General features: G+C 65.6%; 12 protein-coding genes and 1 pseudogene. 5 read left to right on the top strand and 8 right to left on the bottom strand.

The genetic code is table 11. The features are described 5' to 3' along the window. Nucleotides 1-66: 66 nt before the first annotated feature. Nucleotides 67-474, bottom strand: a pseudogene (locus tag XcodCFBP4690_RS10480) (hypothetical protein); the annotation flags it as partial. Nucleotides 475-574: 100 nt separating this feature from the next. After that, on the bottom strand, nt 575-2,257 hold the full coding sequence (gene rpfB, locus XcodCFBP4690_RS10475) for a fatty acyl-CoA ligase RpfB (RefSeq protein ID WP_104540886.1): 1,683 nt from the start codon (nt 2,255-2,257) through the stop codon (nt 575-577). Nucleotides 2,258-2,354: 97 nt separating this feature from the next. On the opposite strand from rpfB, the gene XcodCFBP4690_RS10470 reads away from it, so the two are divergent. Continuing rightward, nucleotides 2,355-2,801 (top strand): nuclear transport factor 2 family protein, encoded by a 447-nt coding sequence (locus XcodCFBP4690_RS10470; protein ID WP_104540885.1) that lies wholly within the window; start codon nt 2,355-2,357, stop codon nt 2,799-2,801. A gap of 140 nt (nt 2,802-2,941) precedes the next feature. On the opposite strand, the gene acnA is transcribed toward XcodCFBP4690_RS10470, so the two are convergent. Next, complete coding sequence (acnA, locus tag XcodCFBP4690_RS10465; RefSeq protein WP_104540884.1) at nt 2,942-5,710, bottom strand: aconitate hydratase AcnA; 2,769 nt, start codon at nt 5,708-5,710, stop codon at nt 2,942-2,944. Nucleotides 5,711-5,857: 147 nt separating this feature from the next. Here acnA and XcodCFBP4690_RS10460 point away from each other — a divergent pair, with 147 nt between their 5' ends. The 4 genes from XcodCFBP4690_RS10460 to XcodCFBP4690_RS10445 all read left to right on the top strand — a co-directional run bounded on the left by XcodCFBP4690_RS10460 (nt 5,858) and on the right by XcodCFBP4690_RS10445 (nt 10,181). After that, nucleotides 5,858-6,106, top strand: coding sequence for an AbrB/MazE/SpoVT family DNA-binding domain-containing protein (locus XcodCFBP4690_RS10460; RefSeq protein WP_016903180.1), 249 nt, complete (start codon nt 5,858-5,860; stop codon nt 6,104-6,106). Then, nucleotides 6,103-6,513: a type II toxin-antitoxin system VapC family toxin gene (locus XcodCFBP4690_RS10455; RefSeq protein WP_011259444.1), complete on the top strand. Its 411-nt coding sequence runs from the start codon at nt 6,103-6,105 to the stop codon at nt 6,511-6,513. Before XcodCFBP4690_RS10460 ends, XcodCFBP4690_RS10455 begins: the two co-directional genes overlap by 4 nt. 66 nt (nt 6,514-6,579) lie before the next feature. Continuing rightward, nucleotides 6,580-9,171 carry a bifunctional aconitate hydratase 2/2-methylisocitrate dehydratase gene (gene acnB / locus XcodCFBP4690_RS10450; RefSeq protein WP_104540883.1) on the top strand — a complete coding sequence of 864 codons (2,592 nt, stop codon included), beginning with the start codon at nt 6,580-6,582 and terminating at the stop codon, nt 9,169-9,171. Nucleotides 9,172-9,365: 194 nt separating this feature from the next. Further along, complete coding sequence (locus XcodCFBP4690_RS10445) at nt 9,366-10,181, top strand: alpha/beta fold hydrolase (protein WP_104540882.1); 816 nt, start codon at nt 9,366-9,368, stop codon at nt 10,179-10,181. A 285-nt stretch (nt 10,182-10,466) separates the two neighbouring features. Here XcodCFBP4690_RS10445 and XcodCFBP4690_RS10440 read toward each other — a convergent pair whose 3' ends face one another. The 5 genes from XcodCFBP4690_RS10440 to XcodCFBP4690_RS10420 all read right to left on the bottom strand — a co-directional run bounded on the left by XcodCFBP4690_RS10440 (nt 10,467) and on the right by XcodCFBP4690_RS10420 (nt 17,974). Further along, complete coding sequence (locus XcodCFBP4690_RS10440; protein WP_146091879.1) at nt 10,467-12,794, bottom strand: EAL domain-containing protein; 2,328 nt, start codon at nt 12,792-12,794, stop codon at nt 10,467-10,469. A gap of 6 nt (nt 12,795-12,800) precedes the next feature. Continuing rightward, nucleotides 12,801-13,877 (bottom strand): protein-glutamate methylesterase/protein-glutamine glutaminase, encoded by a 1,077-nt coding sequence (locus tag XcodCFBP4690_RS10435; RefSeq protein WP_064508754.1) that lies wholly within the window; start codon nt 13,875-13,877, stop codon nt 12,801-12,803. After that, the gene (gene cheD / locus XcodCFBP4690_RS10430; protein WP_024937701.1) at nt 13,874-14,470 is read right to left on the bottom strand and encodes a chemoreceptor glutamine deamidase CheD; all 597 of its coding nucleotides are present in this window, start codon (nt 14,468-14,470) and stop codon (nt 13,874-13,876) included. The genes XcodCFBP4690_RS10435 and cheD overlap by 4 nt, the downstream gene beginning before the upstream one ends. Beyond that, nucleotides 14,467-15,333, bottom strand: a complete 867-nt coding sequence (locus XcodCFBP4690_RS10425; RefSeq protein WP_039408156.1) for a CheR family methyltransferase — start codon at nt 15,331-15,333, stop codon at nt 14,467-14,469. The genes cheD and XcodCFBP4690_RS10425 overlap by 4 nt, the downstream gene beginning before the upstream one ends. Before the next feature lie 262 nt (nt 15,334-15,595). Beyond that, nucleotides 15,596-17,974, bottom strand: coding sequence for a methyl-accepting chemotaxis protein (locus XcodCFBP4690_RS10420; protein WP_167394563.1), 2,379 nt, complete (start codon nt 17,972-17,974; stop codon nt 15,596-15,598). Nucleotides 17,975-18,023: the final 49 nt, after the last annotated feature.

Raw genomic sequence — 18,023 nt, 5'->3', positions numbered from 1 at the left:
ATAAAAATGCTATATCCGCTTTCATCAAGCGGGCGCCGCCAGCATACGCGATTGTATGTTCTGACATCGCTGCAGATGGGCGACCGGGCTGTCGGCGCCATAGTGGCCGCTTGGCCCACGCTGCAACTGCATGGCGCCATCGCCTGCGAGTCATTCCGCTTCGCGGGCGCGCTGTGTTGCTAGTTCGATCGCTTCGCGCCACTGCGGCTGCAGCTCCGTGCCTACGATGCGGTAGCGGTACAGCGTCTGCTCGCGCTGCACGTCCTGCGGCGACGGCGGCGAATGCCTGATGGCGGCAATTGCTTGGGCGTGCTCGGCGAGCGCCGGGTGCAGCATGGCGCGCGTTTGCTCCAGCTCCAGCACACGGTTGGCATCGGGCGGCGCACTGTGGCTGGTCCACTAATCGTCTATGTTGCGGTAGTAGCGCTGGCCATTTAAGTCGGTCAGAACGTGCGGATCCGGCAACGCCTGCCGCTTGGTCAATCCCCGTGGCATTCCGGCGCGAAATGCAAACGCCCGCAATGCGTGGTGGCATTGCGGGCGTCGGATCGCCGCGTAGTGGTCGTGCTTGCGACTACGCCTTCGGCGCGTCCCGCAGTTCGCGGCGCAGGATCTTGCCGACGTTGGTCTTGGGCAATTCCTTGCGGAATTCGATCACCCGGGGCTGCTTGTAGCCGGTGAGGTTGGCGCGGCAATGCGCCTTCACGTCGTCGGCGGTCAGGGCAGGGTCTTTCTTTACGATCACCGCCTTGACGAGTTCACCGGATTTTTCGTCGGGCACGCCGACGGCTGCCACTTCCAGTACGCCGGGCAGGGTGGCGATCACGTCTTCGATCTCGTTCGGGTAGACGTTGAAGCCGGACACCAGAATCATGTCCTTCTTGCGGTCGACGATGTAAACGAAACCTTGCTCGTCCATGCGTGCGATGTCGCCGGTATGCAACCAGCCGTCGGCATCCATCACCTTGGCGGTTTCATCGGGCTTTTTCCAATAGCCCTTCATGACCTGTGGGCCCTTGATGCACAGCTCGCCGATCTCGCCGATCGGCAGGGTGGCGCCGGCGTCGTCCTTGATGCAGGCATCGGTGGAGGGAATCGGCAGGCCGATCGAGCCGTTGTAGTCCTTTAGATCCATCGGGTTGATGCAGGCCGCTGGCGAGGTCTCGGTCAGGCCATAGGCCTCCACCAGGGTCTGCCCGGTGACCTTTTTCCAGCGCTCGGCCACCGAACGCTGCACCGCCATGCCGCCGCCCAGGGTCATCTTGAGCGAGGAAAAATCGATCTGGTCGAAGCCGGGGGTGTTGAGCAGGCCGTTGAACAGCGTGTTGACGCCGGTAAACGCGGTGAAGCGGGTCTTCTTCAGTTCCTTGACGAAGCCCGGCATGTCGCGCGGATTGCTGATCAGGTGATTGCAGCCGCCGATCTTCATGAAGACCAGGCCGTTAGCCGTCAACGCGAAGATGTGGTAGAGCGGCAACGCGGTGATCACTACCTCCTTGCCTTCCTCCATCTTGCCGGTGCCGGACAGCCACTGGTGCGCCTGCTGCATATTGGCGACCAGGTTGCGGTGGGTCAGCATCGCGCCCTTGGCCACGCCGGTGGTGCCGCCGGTGTATTGAAGGAACGCGATGTCGTCCGCTTCGATCTGCAGCGTGGGTACGCTGTGTTTGCGGCCAAGCGCCAATGCCTCGCGGAAGCGGATCGCGCCGTCGATGCGGTAGTCCGGCACCAGTTTCTTGACGTACTTGACGACGAAGTTGATCAGCGTTCCCTTGGGGAACCCGAGCATGTCGCCCAGGCCGGTGGTGATCACCTGCTTGACCGGCGTCTCGGCGATGACCTGCTGCACGGTGGTCCCGAAGTTGTCGATGACAACCAGCACGCTGGCGCCGGAGTCGATCAGCTGGTGCTTCAATTCGCGCGGGGTGTAGAGCGGGTTGACGTTGACCACCGTCAGCCCGGCACGCAGCACGCCGAAGGTGGCGATCGGATACTGCAGGCAGTTGGGCATCATCAGCGCCACGCGGTCGCCCTTCTTCAATTGCAGCTCGCCCAGCAGGTAGGCGGCGAATTGTTCGACCAGCTGGTCGGCCTCGCGATAGGTGATGGTCTTGCCGAAGCTGTGATACGCGGGACGATCGGCAAAGCGCGCGACGGAGGTGGCGAATACCTCGGCCACCGTGCGGAACTGTTCCAGATCGATCTCGGCACTTACGCCGGCCGGATAACTTTGCAACCAAGGACGTGCCTGATTCATCTGCCCCCCTCCAGGGTATTCTCGATGCGCCGCGGTGTGTTCCACGGCGCTGCAACAGCTGGCAGCATACCGTCATGAATGGAAAAGGCGAAGCGTGATGCAGGGCAATATTCATTGGTGGCGGTGGGCGATGGTGCTCGCCTGGATGGCGCTGCTTGCCGGGTGCGCACGCCCGGCGCCGGAGCTGCGGGTGCGCCAGGCTGTGGCGCAGATGCAGGCCGCGATCGAGGCGCGCGATGTCGGCAAGGCGATGCAGCCGGTGGCGGCAGACTTCGTGGGCGAGCAGGGCCTGGATGCGGCCGGTCTACGCCGCCTGCTGCAGCTGCAATTGCTGGGCAACCGCAAGATCGGCGTCACCCTGGGACCGGTGGACGTGCAGCTAAAAGGCGCGACCGCCACCGCCAGCTTCACCGCGCTGCTCACCGTGGGCGACGGCCGCTGGCTGCCCGAGCAGGCCCAGACCTACCAGCTGACCACCGGCTGGCGCCTGCAGGACGGCGACTGGCGGCTCTACCACGCGCAATGGGCGCCGGCAGGTCGCTAGGCCGGAAAGTCGGGTGGGGGCGTTGCGCCAGACGGCGGCCTCTACGTTGCCCAGCCCTCCAGAGCCAGGCATTGCCGGACCGAAAAACGACATTCCCGCCAGCAGGCGGGAATGTCGGGGCCAGTACGCGGTGACGGGAATTACGCCGCCTTGCGTGCAGCCAGTTGACGCAGCACGTATTGCAGCAGGCCGCCGTGCTTGAAGTACTCCACTTCCTTGGGCGTCAGCAGCAGCACCTTGACCTGGAACTGCTTGACGCTGCCGTCGGACTTCTTCGCATCGACTGTGGCACGGCGGCTGGCGCCGTCCTGCAGGCCGGTGATGTCCAGCACTTCGGAGCCGTCCAGGCCCAGACTCTGCGCGTTCTCGTTGTCCAGGAACTGCAGCGGCAGCACGCCCATGCCGACCAGGTTGGAGCGGTGGATGCGCTCGAAGCTCTCGGCGATCACCGCCTTGACCCCGAGCAGGTTGGTGCCCTTGGCGGCCCAGTCGCGCGAGGAGCCGGTGCCGTACTCCTTGCCGGCCAGCACAACCAGCGGTACGCCATCGGCCTTGTATTTCATCGCCGCATCGAAGATGGCCAGCTTTTCCGGCTGGCCGCCGTCGGCCGGGTAGTACAGCGTGTTGCCGCCTTCCTCACCGCCGAACATCAGGTTCTTGATGCGGATGTTGGCGAAGGTGCCGCGCACCATCACGTCGTCGTTGCCGCGGCGGCTGCCGTAGCTGTTGAAGTCGGCCGGCTGCACGCCGCGCTCCTGCAGGAAACGGCCTGCCGGCGAATCCTTCTTGATGTTACCGGCCGGGGAGATGTGGTCGGTGGTGATCGAGTCGCCGAACAGGCCCATGATGCGCGCGCCGTGCACGTCGTCCACGCTGCCCACCTGCATGGTCATGCCGTCGAAGTAGGGCGGGTTCTTGATGTAGGTCGATGCGGCATCCCACTCGTACAGCGCGCCATCCGGAGAGGCGATCGTGTTCCAGCGCGTATCGCCCTTGAACACATCGGCGTAGTTCTGCTTGAACATCTCCGGGCCCACGGTGGCGGCGATGGTGTCGCCGATCTCCTTGTTGCTCGGCCAGATATCGCGCAGATACACCGGCTGCCCATCGCTGCCGGTACCCAGCGGCTCGGTGGTGAGATCGATATCGGTGGTACCGGCGATGGCGTAGGCCACCACCAGCGGAGGCGAGGCCAGGTAGTTCATCTTGACTTCGGGGTGCACGCGGCCTTCGAAATTGCGGTTGCCCGACAGCACCGAGGTCACCACCAGATCGTCCTTGGCGATGGCGGCCGACACGTCTTCCGGCAGCGGGCCGGAGTTGCCGATGCAGGTGGTGCAGCCATAGCCGACCACGTAGAACCCGAGTTTCTCCAGGTCGGCGAGTACGCCGGCCTTTTCCAGATAGTCGGTGACCACGCGCGAGCCCGGCCCGAGCGAGGTCTTCACCCATGGCTGCGCCTTCAGCCCCTTGGCTGCGGCGTTACGCGCGAGTAGGCCGGCGCCCAGCATCACTGCCGGATTGGAGGTGTTGGTGCACGAGGTGATGGCGGCGATGACCACCGAGCCGTCGCGCAGCTGCCAGCCGGCGCCGCTGTCGCCGGCATGCTCGGCCTGCGCAGCCTTGGCGCCGACCGCGGTGCCGCCGCCGCCTTCGTTCTTGAGGCGGTCTTCCTGCTTGAGATCGGTCGGCTTCTTGCTGCGTGCCTCGGCGAACGGCTTGAGGCTTTCGCGATAGTTGCGCTGCATGTCTTCCAGCAGCACGCGGTCCTGCGGGCGCTTGGGCCCGGCCAGCGACGGCTTGACCTGGCCCATGTCCAGCTCCAGCGTGGCGCTGTACTGCGCGTGCGGCGTATTGGCGTCGTGCCACAGGCCCTGGGCCTTGGCATAGGCCTCCACCAGCGCGATCTGCTCTTCGCTGCGGCCGGACAGGCGCAGATAGGTCAGCGATTCCTCATCGACCGGGAAGATGCCGCAGGTGGCGCCGTATTCCGGGGCCATGTTGCCGATGGTGGCGCGGTCGGCCAGCGGCAGGTGTTGCAGGCCTTCGCCATAGAACTCGACGAACTTGCCCACCACGCCCAGCTTGCGCAGCATCTGGGTGACGGTGAGCACCAGATCGGTGGCGGTGGCTCCTTCGGGCAGCTTGCCGGTGAGCTTGAAGCCGACCACCTGCGGAATCAGCATCGAAGAGGGCTGGCCCAGCATCGCGGCCTCGGCCTCGATGCCACCCACGCCCCAACCCAGCACGCCGATGCCATTGATCATGGTGGTATGGCTGTCGGTGCCGAACACGGTGTCGGGGTAGGCGATCAGGGTGCCGTCCCTGTCGGCGCTCATCACCACCCGCGCCAGGTTCTCCAGATTCACCTGGTGGACGATGCCGGTATTGGGCGGCACCACCTTGAAGTTTTCGAATGCCTTCTGCCCCCAGCGCAGGAAGCCGTAGCGCTCCTGGTTGCGCTGGAATTCGATCTTGCCGTTGAGGTCGAGCGCATCGGGTTTGCCGAACACATCCACCTGCACCGAGTGGTCGATGACCAGCTCGGAGGGAATCTGCGGGTTGATCTGGTCGGCCTTGCCGCCCAGCTTGACCACCGCGTCGCGCATCGCAGCCAGGTCGACCACGCAGGGCACGCCGGTGAAATCCTGCAGCACCACGCGCGCGGGCATGAAGGCGATCTCGATATCCGGCTCGGCCTTGGGATCCCAGGTGGCCACCGCTTCGATGTGGTCCTTGCCGACGGTCACGCCGCCGTCTTCGTGCCGGAGCAGGTTCTCCAGCAGGATCTTCATCGAGTAAGGCAGGTGGGCGATATCGAAACGTTCGCCCAGCTTCGGCAGGCTGTAGTAGTCGTAGCGCTTGCCGTGGACCTCGAGCGAGGTGCGGGTGGAAAAGGAATCGCTCATGCGTCACTCCTATGGCGTCGAGGGCTTTAGGTAGGCGCTCATTCTGAGCGATTCAGTGTGTACGTACGGTGTGTCTGGAACGATCTGCCGGCTTGAGTACGACGGTCGAAGTACGTATCATGCGTGCATACTTTCTGGAGCATGCTCATGGAAGCCACCGTTGCCGAACGCGGACAGATCACCCTGCCCAAGGCCGTGCGCGATGCCCTGGGCCTGACCAAGGGCACCACGCTCAAGATCGAACTCGATGGTGGGCGCATCATCTTGCGCAAGGATGTCAGCGAGGCGCTGCGCAAGGTGCGCGGCAAGTTCAAGCTGGTCGATGGCCTGACCAGCACGGACGAGGCCATGCGCGCCATTCGCGGCCGCGCGCCCGGGGACCCGTTCGACCCATGATCGCCCTGGATTCTTCGGTACTGCTGGACATCCTGATCGGCGACCCGGTCTATGGCGAAGTGTCGGAAATCTGCATTGGCGACGCGCTGGCACGCGACGAGGTGGTGGTCTGCGATGCGGTGGTGGCCGAGGTGCTGGCCATGCTGGACACCCAGGTCGACCTGATGGAAACCCTGGCCTCGATCGGGGTGCGTTACGAAGCCACCCAGGAAGCGGCGGCGGTACGCGCCGGCCATATGAACAAGCGCTTCCGTGCACGCGGCGGCAAGCGCGAACGAGTGGTGGCGGATTTTCTGATCGGCGCCCACGCGATGCTCCAGTGCGACGGGTTGATAACCCGCGACGAAGGCTTCTTCCGCGACTACTTCAAGGGCTTGAAGATCACCGTCCCCAAGCCCGTTGCCTGATCCACGCCTTCTGATCCACGTCTGACGTTTTTACACATTCACCGCTGTCTTTTTTGGAGAACCCGCATGTTGGAAGCCTACCGCCACCACGTTGCAGAGCGCGCCGCGCTCGGTATCCCGCCGCTGCCGCTGACCGCGCAGCAGACCGCCGAGGTCATCGAGCTGTTGAAGGCACCGCCAGCCGGCGAAGAGGAGTTTCTGGTCGAGCTGCTGAGCCAGCGCGTGCCGGCCGGCGTGGACGATGCCGCCAAGGTCAAGGCCTCGTACCTGGCCGCGGTGGCCTTCGGCACCGAAAAAACTGCGCTGATCAGCCCCACGCGCGCCACCGAGCTGCTTGGCACCATGCTGGGCGGCTACAACATCCAGCCATTGATCGACCTGCTGGACAATGCCGAGCTGGGCGCCACCGCCGCCGAGGCGCTCAAGCACACCTTGCTGGTGTTCGACGCGTTCCATGACGTGCAGGAAAAGGCCGAAGCCGGCAACGTGCACGCCAAGGCCGTGCTGCAGAGCTGGGCCGACGCCGAGTGGTTCACCAGCAAGCCGGAAGTGCCGCAGAGCCTGACCGTCACCGTGTTCAAGGTGCCGGGCGAAACCAATACCGACGACCTGTCGCCGGCCCCGGATGCCACCACCCGCCCGGACATCCCGCTGCATGCGCTGGCGATGCTGAAGAACAAGCGCGACGGCGCGGCGTTCGAGCCGGAGGAAGACGGCAAGCGCGGCCCGATCCAGGCCATTGCCGATCTCAAGGACAAGGGCCACCTGGTCGCCTACGTGGGCGACGTGGTGGGCACCGGTTCTTCGCGCAAGTCGGCGACCAACTCGGTGCTGTGGTGGACCGGCGAAGACATTCCGTACATCCCGAACAAGCGCTTCGGCGGCGTGTGCCTGGGCAGCAAGATCGCCCCGATCTTCTACAACACCATGGAAGACGCCGGCGCGTTGCCGATCGAGCTGGACGTGTCGCAGATGGAGCACGGCGACGTGGTCGAGCTGCGTCCGTACGACGGCAAGGCGCTGAAGAACGGGCAAGTGATTGCCGAGTTCGCGATGAAGTCGGACGTGCTGTTCGACGAAGTGCGCGCCGGTGGCCGCATTCCGTTGATCGTCGGCCGTGGCCTCACCGCCAAGGCGCGCGAGTTCCTGGGCCTGCCGGCCTCGGACCTGTTCCGCCTGCCGATGGACCCGCCGGACACCGGCAAGGGCTTCTCGCTGGCGCAGAAGATGGTCGGCCGCGCCTGTGGGCTGCCGGAAGGCCAGGGCATGCGCCCGGGCACCTATTGCGAACCGAAGATGACCTCGGTTGGCTCGCAGGACACCACCGGCCCGATGACCCGCGACGAGCTGAAGGACCTGGCCTGCCTGGGCTTCTCCTCGGACCTGGTGATGCAGTCGTTCTGCCACACCGCGGCCTACCCGAAGCCGGTGGACGTCAAGACCCACCACACCCTGCCGGAATTCATCTCCACCCGTGGCGGCGTGTCGCTGCGTCCGGGCGACGGCGTGATCCACAGCTGGCTCAACCGCATGCTGCTGCCCGACACCGTGGGCACCGGCGGCGACTCGCATACCCGTTTCCCGATCGGTATTTCGTTCCCGGCCGGCTCCGGCCTGGTGGCCTTCGCCGCCGCCACCGGCGTGATGCCGCTGGACATGCCCGAGAGCGTGCTGGTGCGCTTCAAGGGTGAGATGCAGCCGGGCGTGACCTTGCGCGACCTGGTCAACGCGATCCCGCTGTATGCAATCAAGGACGGTCTGCTGACCGTGGCCAAGCAGGGCAAGAAGAACATCTTCTCCGGCCGCATCCTGGAAATCGAAGGGCTGCCGAACCTGAAGGTGGAGCAGGCCTTCGAACTGTCCGACGCCTCGGCCGAGCGTTCGGCGGCAGGTTGCACCGTGCACCTGGACAAGGCGCCGATCATCGAATACCTGACCAGCAACATCACCCTGCTGCGCTGGATGATTGCCGAAGGCTATGCCGATGCACGCACGCTGGGCCGCCGCATCAAGAAGATGGAAGAGTGGCTGGCCGACCCGCAGCTGCTGCAGCCCGATGCCGATGCCGAATACGCCGCGGTCATCGAGATCGACCTGGCCGACATTCACGAGCCGATCGTGGCGTGCCCGAACGACCCGGACGACGTCAAGACGCTGTCCGAGGTGGCCGGTGCGGCGATCGACGAGGTGTTCATCGGTTCGTGCATGACCAACATCGGTCACTTCCGTGCCGCCGCCAAGTTGCTGGAAGGCAAGCGCGACATCCCGACCCGGTTGTGGGTGGCACCGCCGACCAAGATGGACGCCTCCGAGCTGACCAAGGAAGGCCATTACGGCACCTTCGGCGCGGCCGGCGCACGCATGGAAATGCCCGGCTGCTCGCTGTGCATGGGCAACCAGGCGCAGGCACGCGAGGGCGCCACGGTGTTCTCCACCTCCACGCGTAATTTCCCCAACCGCCTGGGCCGCAACACCAATGTGTACCTGGGCTCGGCGGAGCTGGCGGCGATCTGCTCGCGTCTTGGCCGGATTCCGACCAAGGAGGAGTACATGGCCGACGTGGGCGTGATCAAGACCAGTGGCGAGCAGATCTACCGCTACATGAACTTCGATCAGATCCAGGAGTATCAGGGCGTTGCGGAGACCGTCGCGGCCTGATGCCGTCATGGCTGTGTGTTGTCCCGAAATGCCCGGCACTGCCGGGCATTTCGCTTTTTGCGCGTTGGCTTCGCGTTGCATCCACGATGACGGGCGATAAGGCAACCAACAGCTGACTGACGTGGCGCATTGCAACAAAAATCTGAAGTCGGGGGAGCTAGTGTCCGGCACTTCCCCCACTTACCTTCGATGCCATGCCCACTTGCACGATCGCTGGTCAACCATTGCACTACGCACAATACGGCCAGGGCTTTCCGGTCCTGCTCGGCCACAGCTACCTCTGGGATGCGGCCATGTGGGAGCCGCAGATCCAGGTCCTGTCGCAGCACTACCAGGTCATCGTTCCGGAGCTCTGGGGCCACGGACAATCGGGCGGATTGCCCGACCAGACCCGGGGCATCGACGATCTGGCGCGGCAGATGCTTGGCCTGCTGGATGCGCTGCAGCTGCCGCAGTGCGCAGTGGTGGGCTTGTCGGTTGGCGGCATGTGGGGCGCTGAGCTGGCGCTGCTGGCGCCGGAGCGTGTCCGCAGCCTGGTGTTGATGGACACCTTCCTCGGTGCCGAGCCGCAGGCCACGCGGACGCGTTACTTCGGCATGCTCGATGCGATCGAGGCGGCGGGGCAGGTGATGCCTGCGCTGATCGAGGCGATCGTGCCGATCTTCTTCCGTCCGGGGATCGATCTGACCTCGGCGTTGCCGGCTGCATTTGCGCAGCGCCTGGCACAGCTTTCGGTCGAGCAGTTGCGTGCTTCGATCGTGCCGCTCGGGCGGCTGATCTTCGGGCGGGCCGATCGCCTGGACGCGCTGTCTGCACTGGATCCGGCGCGCACTTTCTTGCTCGGCGGCGATGCCGATGTGGCACGCCCGCCGGAAGAGGTGTGGATGATGGCCGAGGCGATCTGTTGCGATTACGAACTGGTGCCCGATGCCGGGCATATCGCCTCGCTGGAAAACCCGGCGTTCGTCAATGCGCAGTTGCTGGGGTGGTTGAAGCGTACGTTGCACTGAGCGTGGACGTTGCGGTGATGCCTGCGTCATTGAGTGAGTGCGGGATGCAGCCCGTACGCTCACCCCAACCCCCGCTCCACGCCCCGGCCCGCGCTTGCGGCGCGGGCGCTCTAAGGCACGCGCGCCAGTGACGCGCAAGCCGTGCCTTCTCGCCCCGATGGGAGAGGGGCTAACTCCCTTCTCCCATCGGGACATTGTCCTCCTTCATAGGGGAGAAGGTGGCGCGCAGCGCTGGATGAGGGGACGGGTGACTCGGGTACCGCCAGCCGCCGGGGCAGCAACCCGCTAAGGCTGCGCGCCCAGCCAGGCTTCCAGTGCCGCAGCCGGCAACGGGCGCGAGAACAGATAGCCTTGCAACACCTCGCACCCCAGGTCGGCGAGAAACAGGCGTTGGGCCTCGTTTTCGACGCCTTCGGCCACCACGTGCTTGCGCAGGTGCTCGCCGATGCGCAGGACCGAGGTGGTGAGTGCGCGCGCGTCCTCGCTGTGTTCGATGTCGCGTACGAAGCTCATGTCCAGCTTGAGTTCGTCGATCGGCAGGCGATGCAGGTGGCTGAGGCTGGAGTAGCCGGTGCCGAAGTCGTCCAGCGACAGCGAAATGCCGGCTTCGCGGATCGCGTGCAGGTTGTCCAGCACGCCGGACTGCCCGGAGAGCATCACGCTCTCGGTCAGCTCCAGGGTCAGGTCGGACGGTTGCACGCCGGTATCGGCCATCAGCCGGAGCAGGTCGGGCAGCATGCGCGGGCTTTCGAAGCCGCTGGCCGACAGATTGACCGACACGCGCGCCACCGGCACGCCGCGTTGGCGCCAGTCGGCCACCTGTTCGCAGGCGTGGCGCAGCACCCAGTCGTTGAGCTGCGGCATCATGCCTTGCTCTTCGGCCACCGGCAGAAACCGCGCCGGCGAGATCGCGCCCAACTGCGGGTGGTTCCAGCGCAGCAGCGCTTCCACGCCATACAGTGCGTGCGGTGCGGCGCTATGCATCTGCGGCTGGTAATGCAGCTGCAGCTGACCGCGACCGATGGCCTGGCGCAGCTCGGCCTCCAGCGCCACGCGCTCCTGCGCCATGCGGTTCATATCGGAACTGAAAAAGCGGAAGCGGCCGCCGCCTTCCTTCTTGGCACGGTTCATCGCCAGGTCGGCGTGCCGCAGCAGGATGTTGATGTCGCGCCCGTCCTCGGGAAACATCGCCACGCCGATGCTGGCCGACGAGTGCACCGTCATGTGGCCCACGGTCAGCGGGCTGGCGATGGTGCCGAGCACGCGCTCGGCCGCGGCGCTGGCCTGCTCGGCACTGCAGTGCGGCAGTGCCAGGGCGAATTCGTCGCCGGCTACGCGCGCCAGCATGGCGGTGGCCGCCAGCTGGTCGGTGACGCGCAGCGCGATGTCGCGCAGCAGGCCATCGCCGGCAGCATGTCCCTGGCTGTCGTTGATCAGCTTGAAGCGGTCGATGTTGATGAACATCAGTGCCGCCGGCTCGCCGGCATATTCGGCCTGGGTCAGCGCCTGCTCGGCGCGTGCGCTGAACATGATGCGGTTGGGCAGGCCGGTCAATGCATCGTAGAAGGCGAGCTGGTGCACGCGCTGGCGGATCTGCTCGCGCTCCAGCGCCAGCGTGCACAGCTGCTGGCACAGTTCGGTCAACCGGACATGCCAGGCGTCGGCGCGTTGCGGCTTGCGGTAATACAGCGCAAAGGTGCCCAGCACGCGTGCGCTGTTGGAACGGATCGGGGCGCTCCAGCAGGCGTGCAGGCCCATCGGCAGCAAGAGATCGCGGTATTGCGCGAACAACGGGTCGGTGGCGATGTCTTCCACCATCACCGGTCGTCCGCGCCAGGCTGCGGTGCCGCAGGCGCCGGCACCCGGTGCGATCTTCAGGCCGTTGACCGCATCGGCGTACTCGGGCGGCAGGCTGGGCGCGGCCAGGGAATGCAGGCAGCCCTGGTTGTCGGCGCTCATCACCGTGGCAAGCACATCCGGTGCGATGCGCTCCACTTCGCTGCAGATCAGCGTCATCACTTCGATCAGCGGGCGTTCCTGCACCAGGGCTTCGAGCACGCGGTGCTGCAGCACCTCGTGCATCTTGGTATCGGTGATGTCGGTCAGCACCGCAACGTAATGCGACGGGTGATGCCGGGCGTCGTAGATCGGATTGAAATTGAGCGAGATCCACAGCGGCGAGCCGTCCTTGCGATACACCAGCAGATCGGCGCGGGTGTGCTGCAGGGCATCGGCGCGCTCGCGGATGCGTGCGACTTCGGTCTGGTCGCTCTGCGCGCGGGTCAGCACGTCGGAGGGGCGCTGGCCCACCAGTTCGGCCTCGGTATAGCCGAACATGCGCTGGAAGCCATCGTTGGCGTACAGCAGGCGCGATTGCAGGTCGCAGATCAGGATGGCACTGCTGCTGCCGTCCAGGGCTTCGGCCAGCAGCCGCGAACGCCTGTCCTGCGGGCTTTCGCCCTGCATGCGCATGCCGGCGGTGAGCGGGCCAGCCACGATGGCCACACCCTCGGCGGTGCGCCCGGCCGCGCCCGCCGCAACGACGAGCGGCGCGGCATCCACAGCGCCAGGTGCCTCCGCCGGGTCGTTCGGGTGCGGGGGGAGCGCTGGCATGGGCGATCAGCGCGCCTGGGCCGACAAGGCGATCAGGCGCTCGGCCACGCGATCCAGCGGCACCACTTCCTGCGCAGCGCCGAGTTTGTAGGCGGCGCCGGGCATTCCCCAGACCACGCTGCTGGCTTCGTCCTGCACCAGCGTGGGGGCGCCGGCCTGCAGCATTTCCAGCAGGCCGCGCGCACCGTCATCGCCCATGCCGGTGAGAATGGCGCCAACCGCATTCGGGCCGGCGTTGGCGGCCACCGAACGGAACAGCACGTCCACCGCCGGCTTGTGGCGATTGACCGGCGGGCCGTCGTCGATGCGGCAGCGCCAGCGCGCACCGTCGCGGATGATGCGCAGATGCTGGCCGCCCGGTGGCAGGTAGGCATGGCCGGGCAGGATCGCTTCGCCATCGCTGGCCTCGCGCACCGACATCGCCGAGTGGCGGTTGAGGCGTTCGGCGAAGGCGGTACTGAAGCTGGCCGGCAGGTGCTGGGTCATCACCACCGCCGGCGCGTCGGCCGGCATGTGTTCGAGCACCACGCGCAGCGCTTCGGTGCCGCCGGCGGAAGCGCCGATCGCGATCAGGCGGTCGGTGGTGCGAAAGCGCAGCGCGCTGCCCGGCACCGGCGCGGACTGCATGTCCAGGGTGACCTTGGGCGTGCTGGGGCGGTGCAGGGCGCTGACCTTGGCCTTGGCGGCCATCTTGACCTTGCTGACGATCTCTTCTGCGTAGCCTTCCAGCCCACGCGCGACATCGATCTTGGGCTTGGAGACGAAATCCACCGCGCCCAGCGACAGCGCCTGCAAGGTCGTGTCTGCGCCGCGTTCGGTCAGCGATGAAATCATCACCACCGGGGTGGGGCGCAGGCGCATCAGGTTTTCCAGGAACACCAGGCCGTCCATGCGCGGCATTTCCACATCCAGCGTGATCACGTCCGGATTGAGGCGCTTGATCTTTTCGCGCGCCAGCAACGGATCGGCGGCGGAGCCGACCACTTCGATGCCGGCGTCGCGCGAGAGGATTTCGGTGAGCATCTGACGTACCACCGCCGAATCGTCGACGATGAGGACACGTACGGGAGTTTCCAGCGTCATTCGAACAGCTCCACTCCACCGGTGACCGGTGCTTTGGACAGACGGGCACGCACGGCCGATTCGGCGGCGGCGACTTCGGCTTCGTGTGCGTGCGGCAGACGCTGCACGACCACCCGGCCGGTCGTCGGGAAGAACCACACCTTGCGCGGATGGATGCCGCACAGATCTTCGGCAATGATGGGAATGTGTTCGGCCTGCAGGTACTGGCGGACGAACTCGGCGTTGCGGGTGCCGACCGGGTTGCTGGTGAAGCCCTTGAGCACGTTGGCGCCGCCGAAGACCTTGGCTTCGATGCGTTTGCGATGCGCGCCGCGCTTGAGCATGTCGTTGATCAGCAACTCCATCGCATAACTGCCGTAGCGCGCGGGTGCGCCATCGCCGACCTGACCTTCGGGCAGCAGGAAGTGATTCATGCCGCCGATCTTGAGCACCGGGTCGCGCAAGCAGGCTGCAACGCACGATCCCAAGGTGGTCGTCAACGCGGTGTCGTCGTCCACCACCAGGTATTGGGTGGGCAGCAGCTTGGCGGTGATGGTCTGGAAGCGCGAATCGCGGTACCGCATCACGTCATCGACTTGCACGGCGGTGCTCATGCAGAGGCTCCTGCGCGCGGGGCGCGCCGATACAGCGTGCGGCCGCACGGCTGGATCAGATCGGCCGCGTGCAGGTAGTTCTCCGAGTGCCCGGTGTAGAGGAGGCCGTCGTCGCCCATGTGGCTGACCAGACGCGACAGGATGCCGCGCTGGGTGGGCTTGTCGAAATAGATCATCACGTTGCGGCAGAACAGCGCCGCGTACGGGCCGCCCACGTCGTAACGCGGGGCCAGCAGGTTCAGCTGGCGGTATTCGATGAGCTGGCGCAGCGCCGGAATCACCCGGCACTTGCCCTCGTTGGGTCCGCTGCCGCGCTGGAAGTACTTGCGCTTGATCGAAGCATCCAGCGAGGCGACGCGGTCGATGGCGTAGACGCCGCGCGAGGCGGTCTCCAGCACCTGGGTATCGACGTCGGTGGCGACGATGCTCACCGGCGGGGTCAGTGTGCCGAAGGCTTCGCAGGCGGTGATGGCGATGGAGTAGGGCTCCTCGCCGGTAGAGGCGGCGCACGACCAGATCTTCAATGGCGCCTGCGAGGCGCGCTTCTGCAGTTCTTCGCGCAGCTTGTCGAAGTGGTGCGGCTCGCGGAAGAACGAGGTCAGGTTGGTGGTCAGTGCGTTGGTGAACGCCTGCCATTCTTCTTCGTCGTTGCCGGCTTCCAGCTGGTCGAGGTAATCGCGGAACGAGCGCAGGCCGAGCACGCGCAGGCGGCGCGACAGGCGGCCATACACCATGTCGCGCTTGGCCGGGGCCAGGGCGATGCCGACACGCTGATAGATCAGGTCGCAAACGCGCTTGAAATCGCGGTCGCCGAAATCGAATTCGCGTGTGTCTGAAGCAGGAGTCGTAGTCGTCATATCCATACGCGTCGTTAGCTATCACTGGATATCGGCCACGGAGCCGCGCAACTGAAGCGCCAATGCGTGGATTGCGTGCGGTTGTGTTCGGTCGGCAGTGTGACTGGGCCGGGCTGCGCGTTTGTCGGGCGCGGCGCGCTGAAGCCGCACGCCGTGACATCCCCGGCAGCGTGCCCGCGCAGGGGGCAACGTAGATCCACGCTCCAGCAGTGGCTCCAAATGCACAACGCCCCGGCAGGGCCGGGGCGTTGTGGGTGACAGCGGTGGATCAGAACTCTTGCCAGTTACCGTCGGCCAGGGCGGCCTGTGGCGTGGCAGGTCGCGCGGACGTTGCCGCAGTGCGCGGGGCCGGCTTGGCGGCGGTCTTGACGCCAACCGGACGCGATGCCACCGGACGCACGCGGGCCTGCGCGGCGGCGGCGGCCGGTTCGTCCAGCTTGAACACCGACACCGCTTCGGCCAGGTGGCCGGCCTGCTCTTCCATCGAGCGGGCGGCGGCGGTGGCTTCTTCCACCAACGCGGCGTTCTGCTGGGTGGTCTCGTCCATCTGGGTGATGGTCTGGTTGACCTGCTCGATGCCGGCCGACTGCTCCTGCGAAGCGGCCGAAATCTCGCCCATGATGTCGGTGACGCGCTGCACGCTGGCCACGATGTCGGCCATGGTGGCACCGGCCTTGCGCACCAGTGCCGAGCCTTCGGCGACCTTGTGCACGGAATCGTCGATCAGGCCCTTGATCTCCTTGGCCGCACCGGCCGAGCGCTGTGCCAGCGTGCGCACTTCCGAGGCCACCACCGCAAAGCCGCGGCCCTGTTCGCCGGCACGCGCGGCTTCCACCGCGGCATTCAAGGCCAGGATGTTGGTCTGGAACGCAATGCCGTCGATGACGCTGATGATGTCGGCGATCTTCTTGGACGAGGCTTCGATGCCGGACATGGTGGTGACCACCTGCGACACCACCTCGCCGCCCTGCGAGGCCACACCGGTGGCGCCGATCGCCAGCTGATTGGCCTGGCGGGCGCTTTCGGCGTTCTGCCGGACGGTGGAGGTGAGCTCTTCCATCGAGGCGGCGGTTTCTTCCAGGTTGGCGGCCTGCTGTTCGGTGCGATGCGACAGGTCGGTATTGCCGGAGGCGATCTCGCCGGCCGCCGCATTGATGGCCGTGGACGAGGACTTGATGCGCCCGACGATGTCGGCCAGCTGCTCGGCGGTGGCATTGGCATCGTCGCGCATCTGCGCGAACACGCCGCTGAACTGCCCGTGCATGCGCACGGTGAGGTCGCCGCGCGACAGCGCCGACAACAGCGCGGAAATCTGCTCGATGCTGGCGGCGTTGGCGTCCAGCAAGCCGTTGAGCTGCTGCGCCAGCTGCAGGAAGAAGCCCTGCTTGCCGTCGGTTTCCACCCGGCCACTCATGTCGCCGCTGGCGGCGGCGCGCACAATACGGGCGACTTCCTCTTCGACCTGCACTTCGATGGTGCGGTCGCGCCACTCGCAGACTTCGCCGGTGGTTTGCCCTTCCTCGTTCTTGATGCCGGTGACGGTCTGCGCCAGCACCACTTCGCCGAAGCGCTCTTCGAAGCTGGTGACGCCATCGCGTTCCAGTGCGGCAATGGCCTTGCGCACGGTGGCATCGGACAGGCCCAGGTAGCTGATGTGCTGGCCGATGACCTTGCTCGCATCGAACTCCGGCGATGCCAGGCGAATGCTGCTTTCGTACTGCGCCACGATCTTCTTGAAGGCGTCGTTGGCGTAGATGATGACCCGCTCGGGGTCGGTGATGAAGGTGCCGGTGGAGGACTTGTCCAGCGCGGTACGGATGCGCAGATTCTCGTCGGCAATGGTGCGATCGCGTTCGATGCGCTCCTTCAGGTCGCGCTGCATGCGCTGCATGGAGCGCATCAGTTCGCCCACTTCGTCCTGGCCCTGCACGTTGATCTGGCCATCCAGCTTGCCGCCGGCGATTTCGGTGGCGGTGGTGACCGCGCCGCGCATGCTCTTGACGATGGAACGGGCGAACAGGAAGGCCAGGCCCAGGCCGCCGGCGATGCCGATCAGCAGCACCATCACGGTCAGCGAAACCGACGTGGCGTGGACCTTCTCGGCCTTGGTCTTGGCCGCCTGCGCGAGCAGGTTGTCTTCGGCGATCAACGCCGCCAGCGAATCCTTGGCCTTGTTGTGCAGGGTGCGTGTTTCACCGACGAAGGTGTCGATGGCGTCGTCCGGGAGATTGAGCTCGATCATTTCGTCGACGCTGGCATAGGAGGCCGAGGCCTTCTTCCAGTCCGCCACGAATACATCGAACAGCTTTTTCTGTTGCGGACTTTCGATCAGGCGGGGGTAGCCCTTGATCGTCGCCTCGATTTCGCCATGCAGCCGCTTGGCACGGACCTTGGCTTCCTGCTTGACCGCATCGCTGGCGCGTACCAGGTTTTGGTAAGACGCATTCCGGTATTCGCCGAGCATGCCGCGCAGATCGCCGGCCTCGCGCACGCTGGACATGGTGTTGCCGGCCAGGTCGCGGGTGACGTTGTTGAGCGATGCCAGGCCCGAATACGCGATGATCCCCTGCACCAGCATGATGAGCAGCACGATGCCGAACGCCAGCATCAGCCGCGGCATCAATTTCAGATTATTGATCCATTGCATTGACACGATTCCCCCGTAGAAGTCAGTCCGCATAATCCAGACAGCACAT

The sequence above is a fragment of the Xanthomonas codiaei genome (assembly GCF_002939785.1).
GTDB classification, from domain to species: Bacteria; Pseudomonadota; Gammaproteobacteria; order Xanthomonadales; family Xanthomonadaceae; genus Xanthomonas; species Xanthomonas codiaei.
This window is presented reverse-complemented; position numbering and strand designations above follow the sequence as displayed.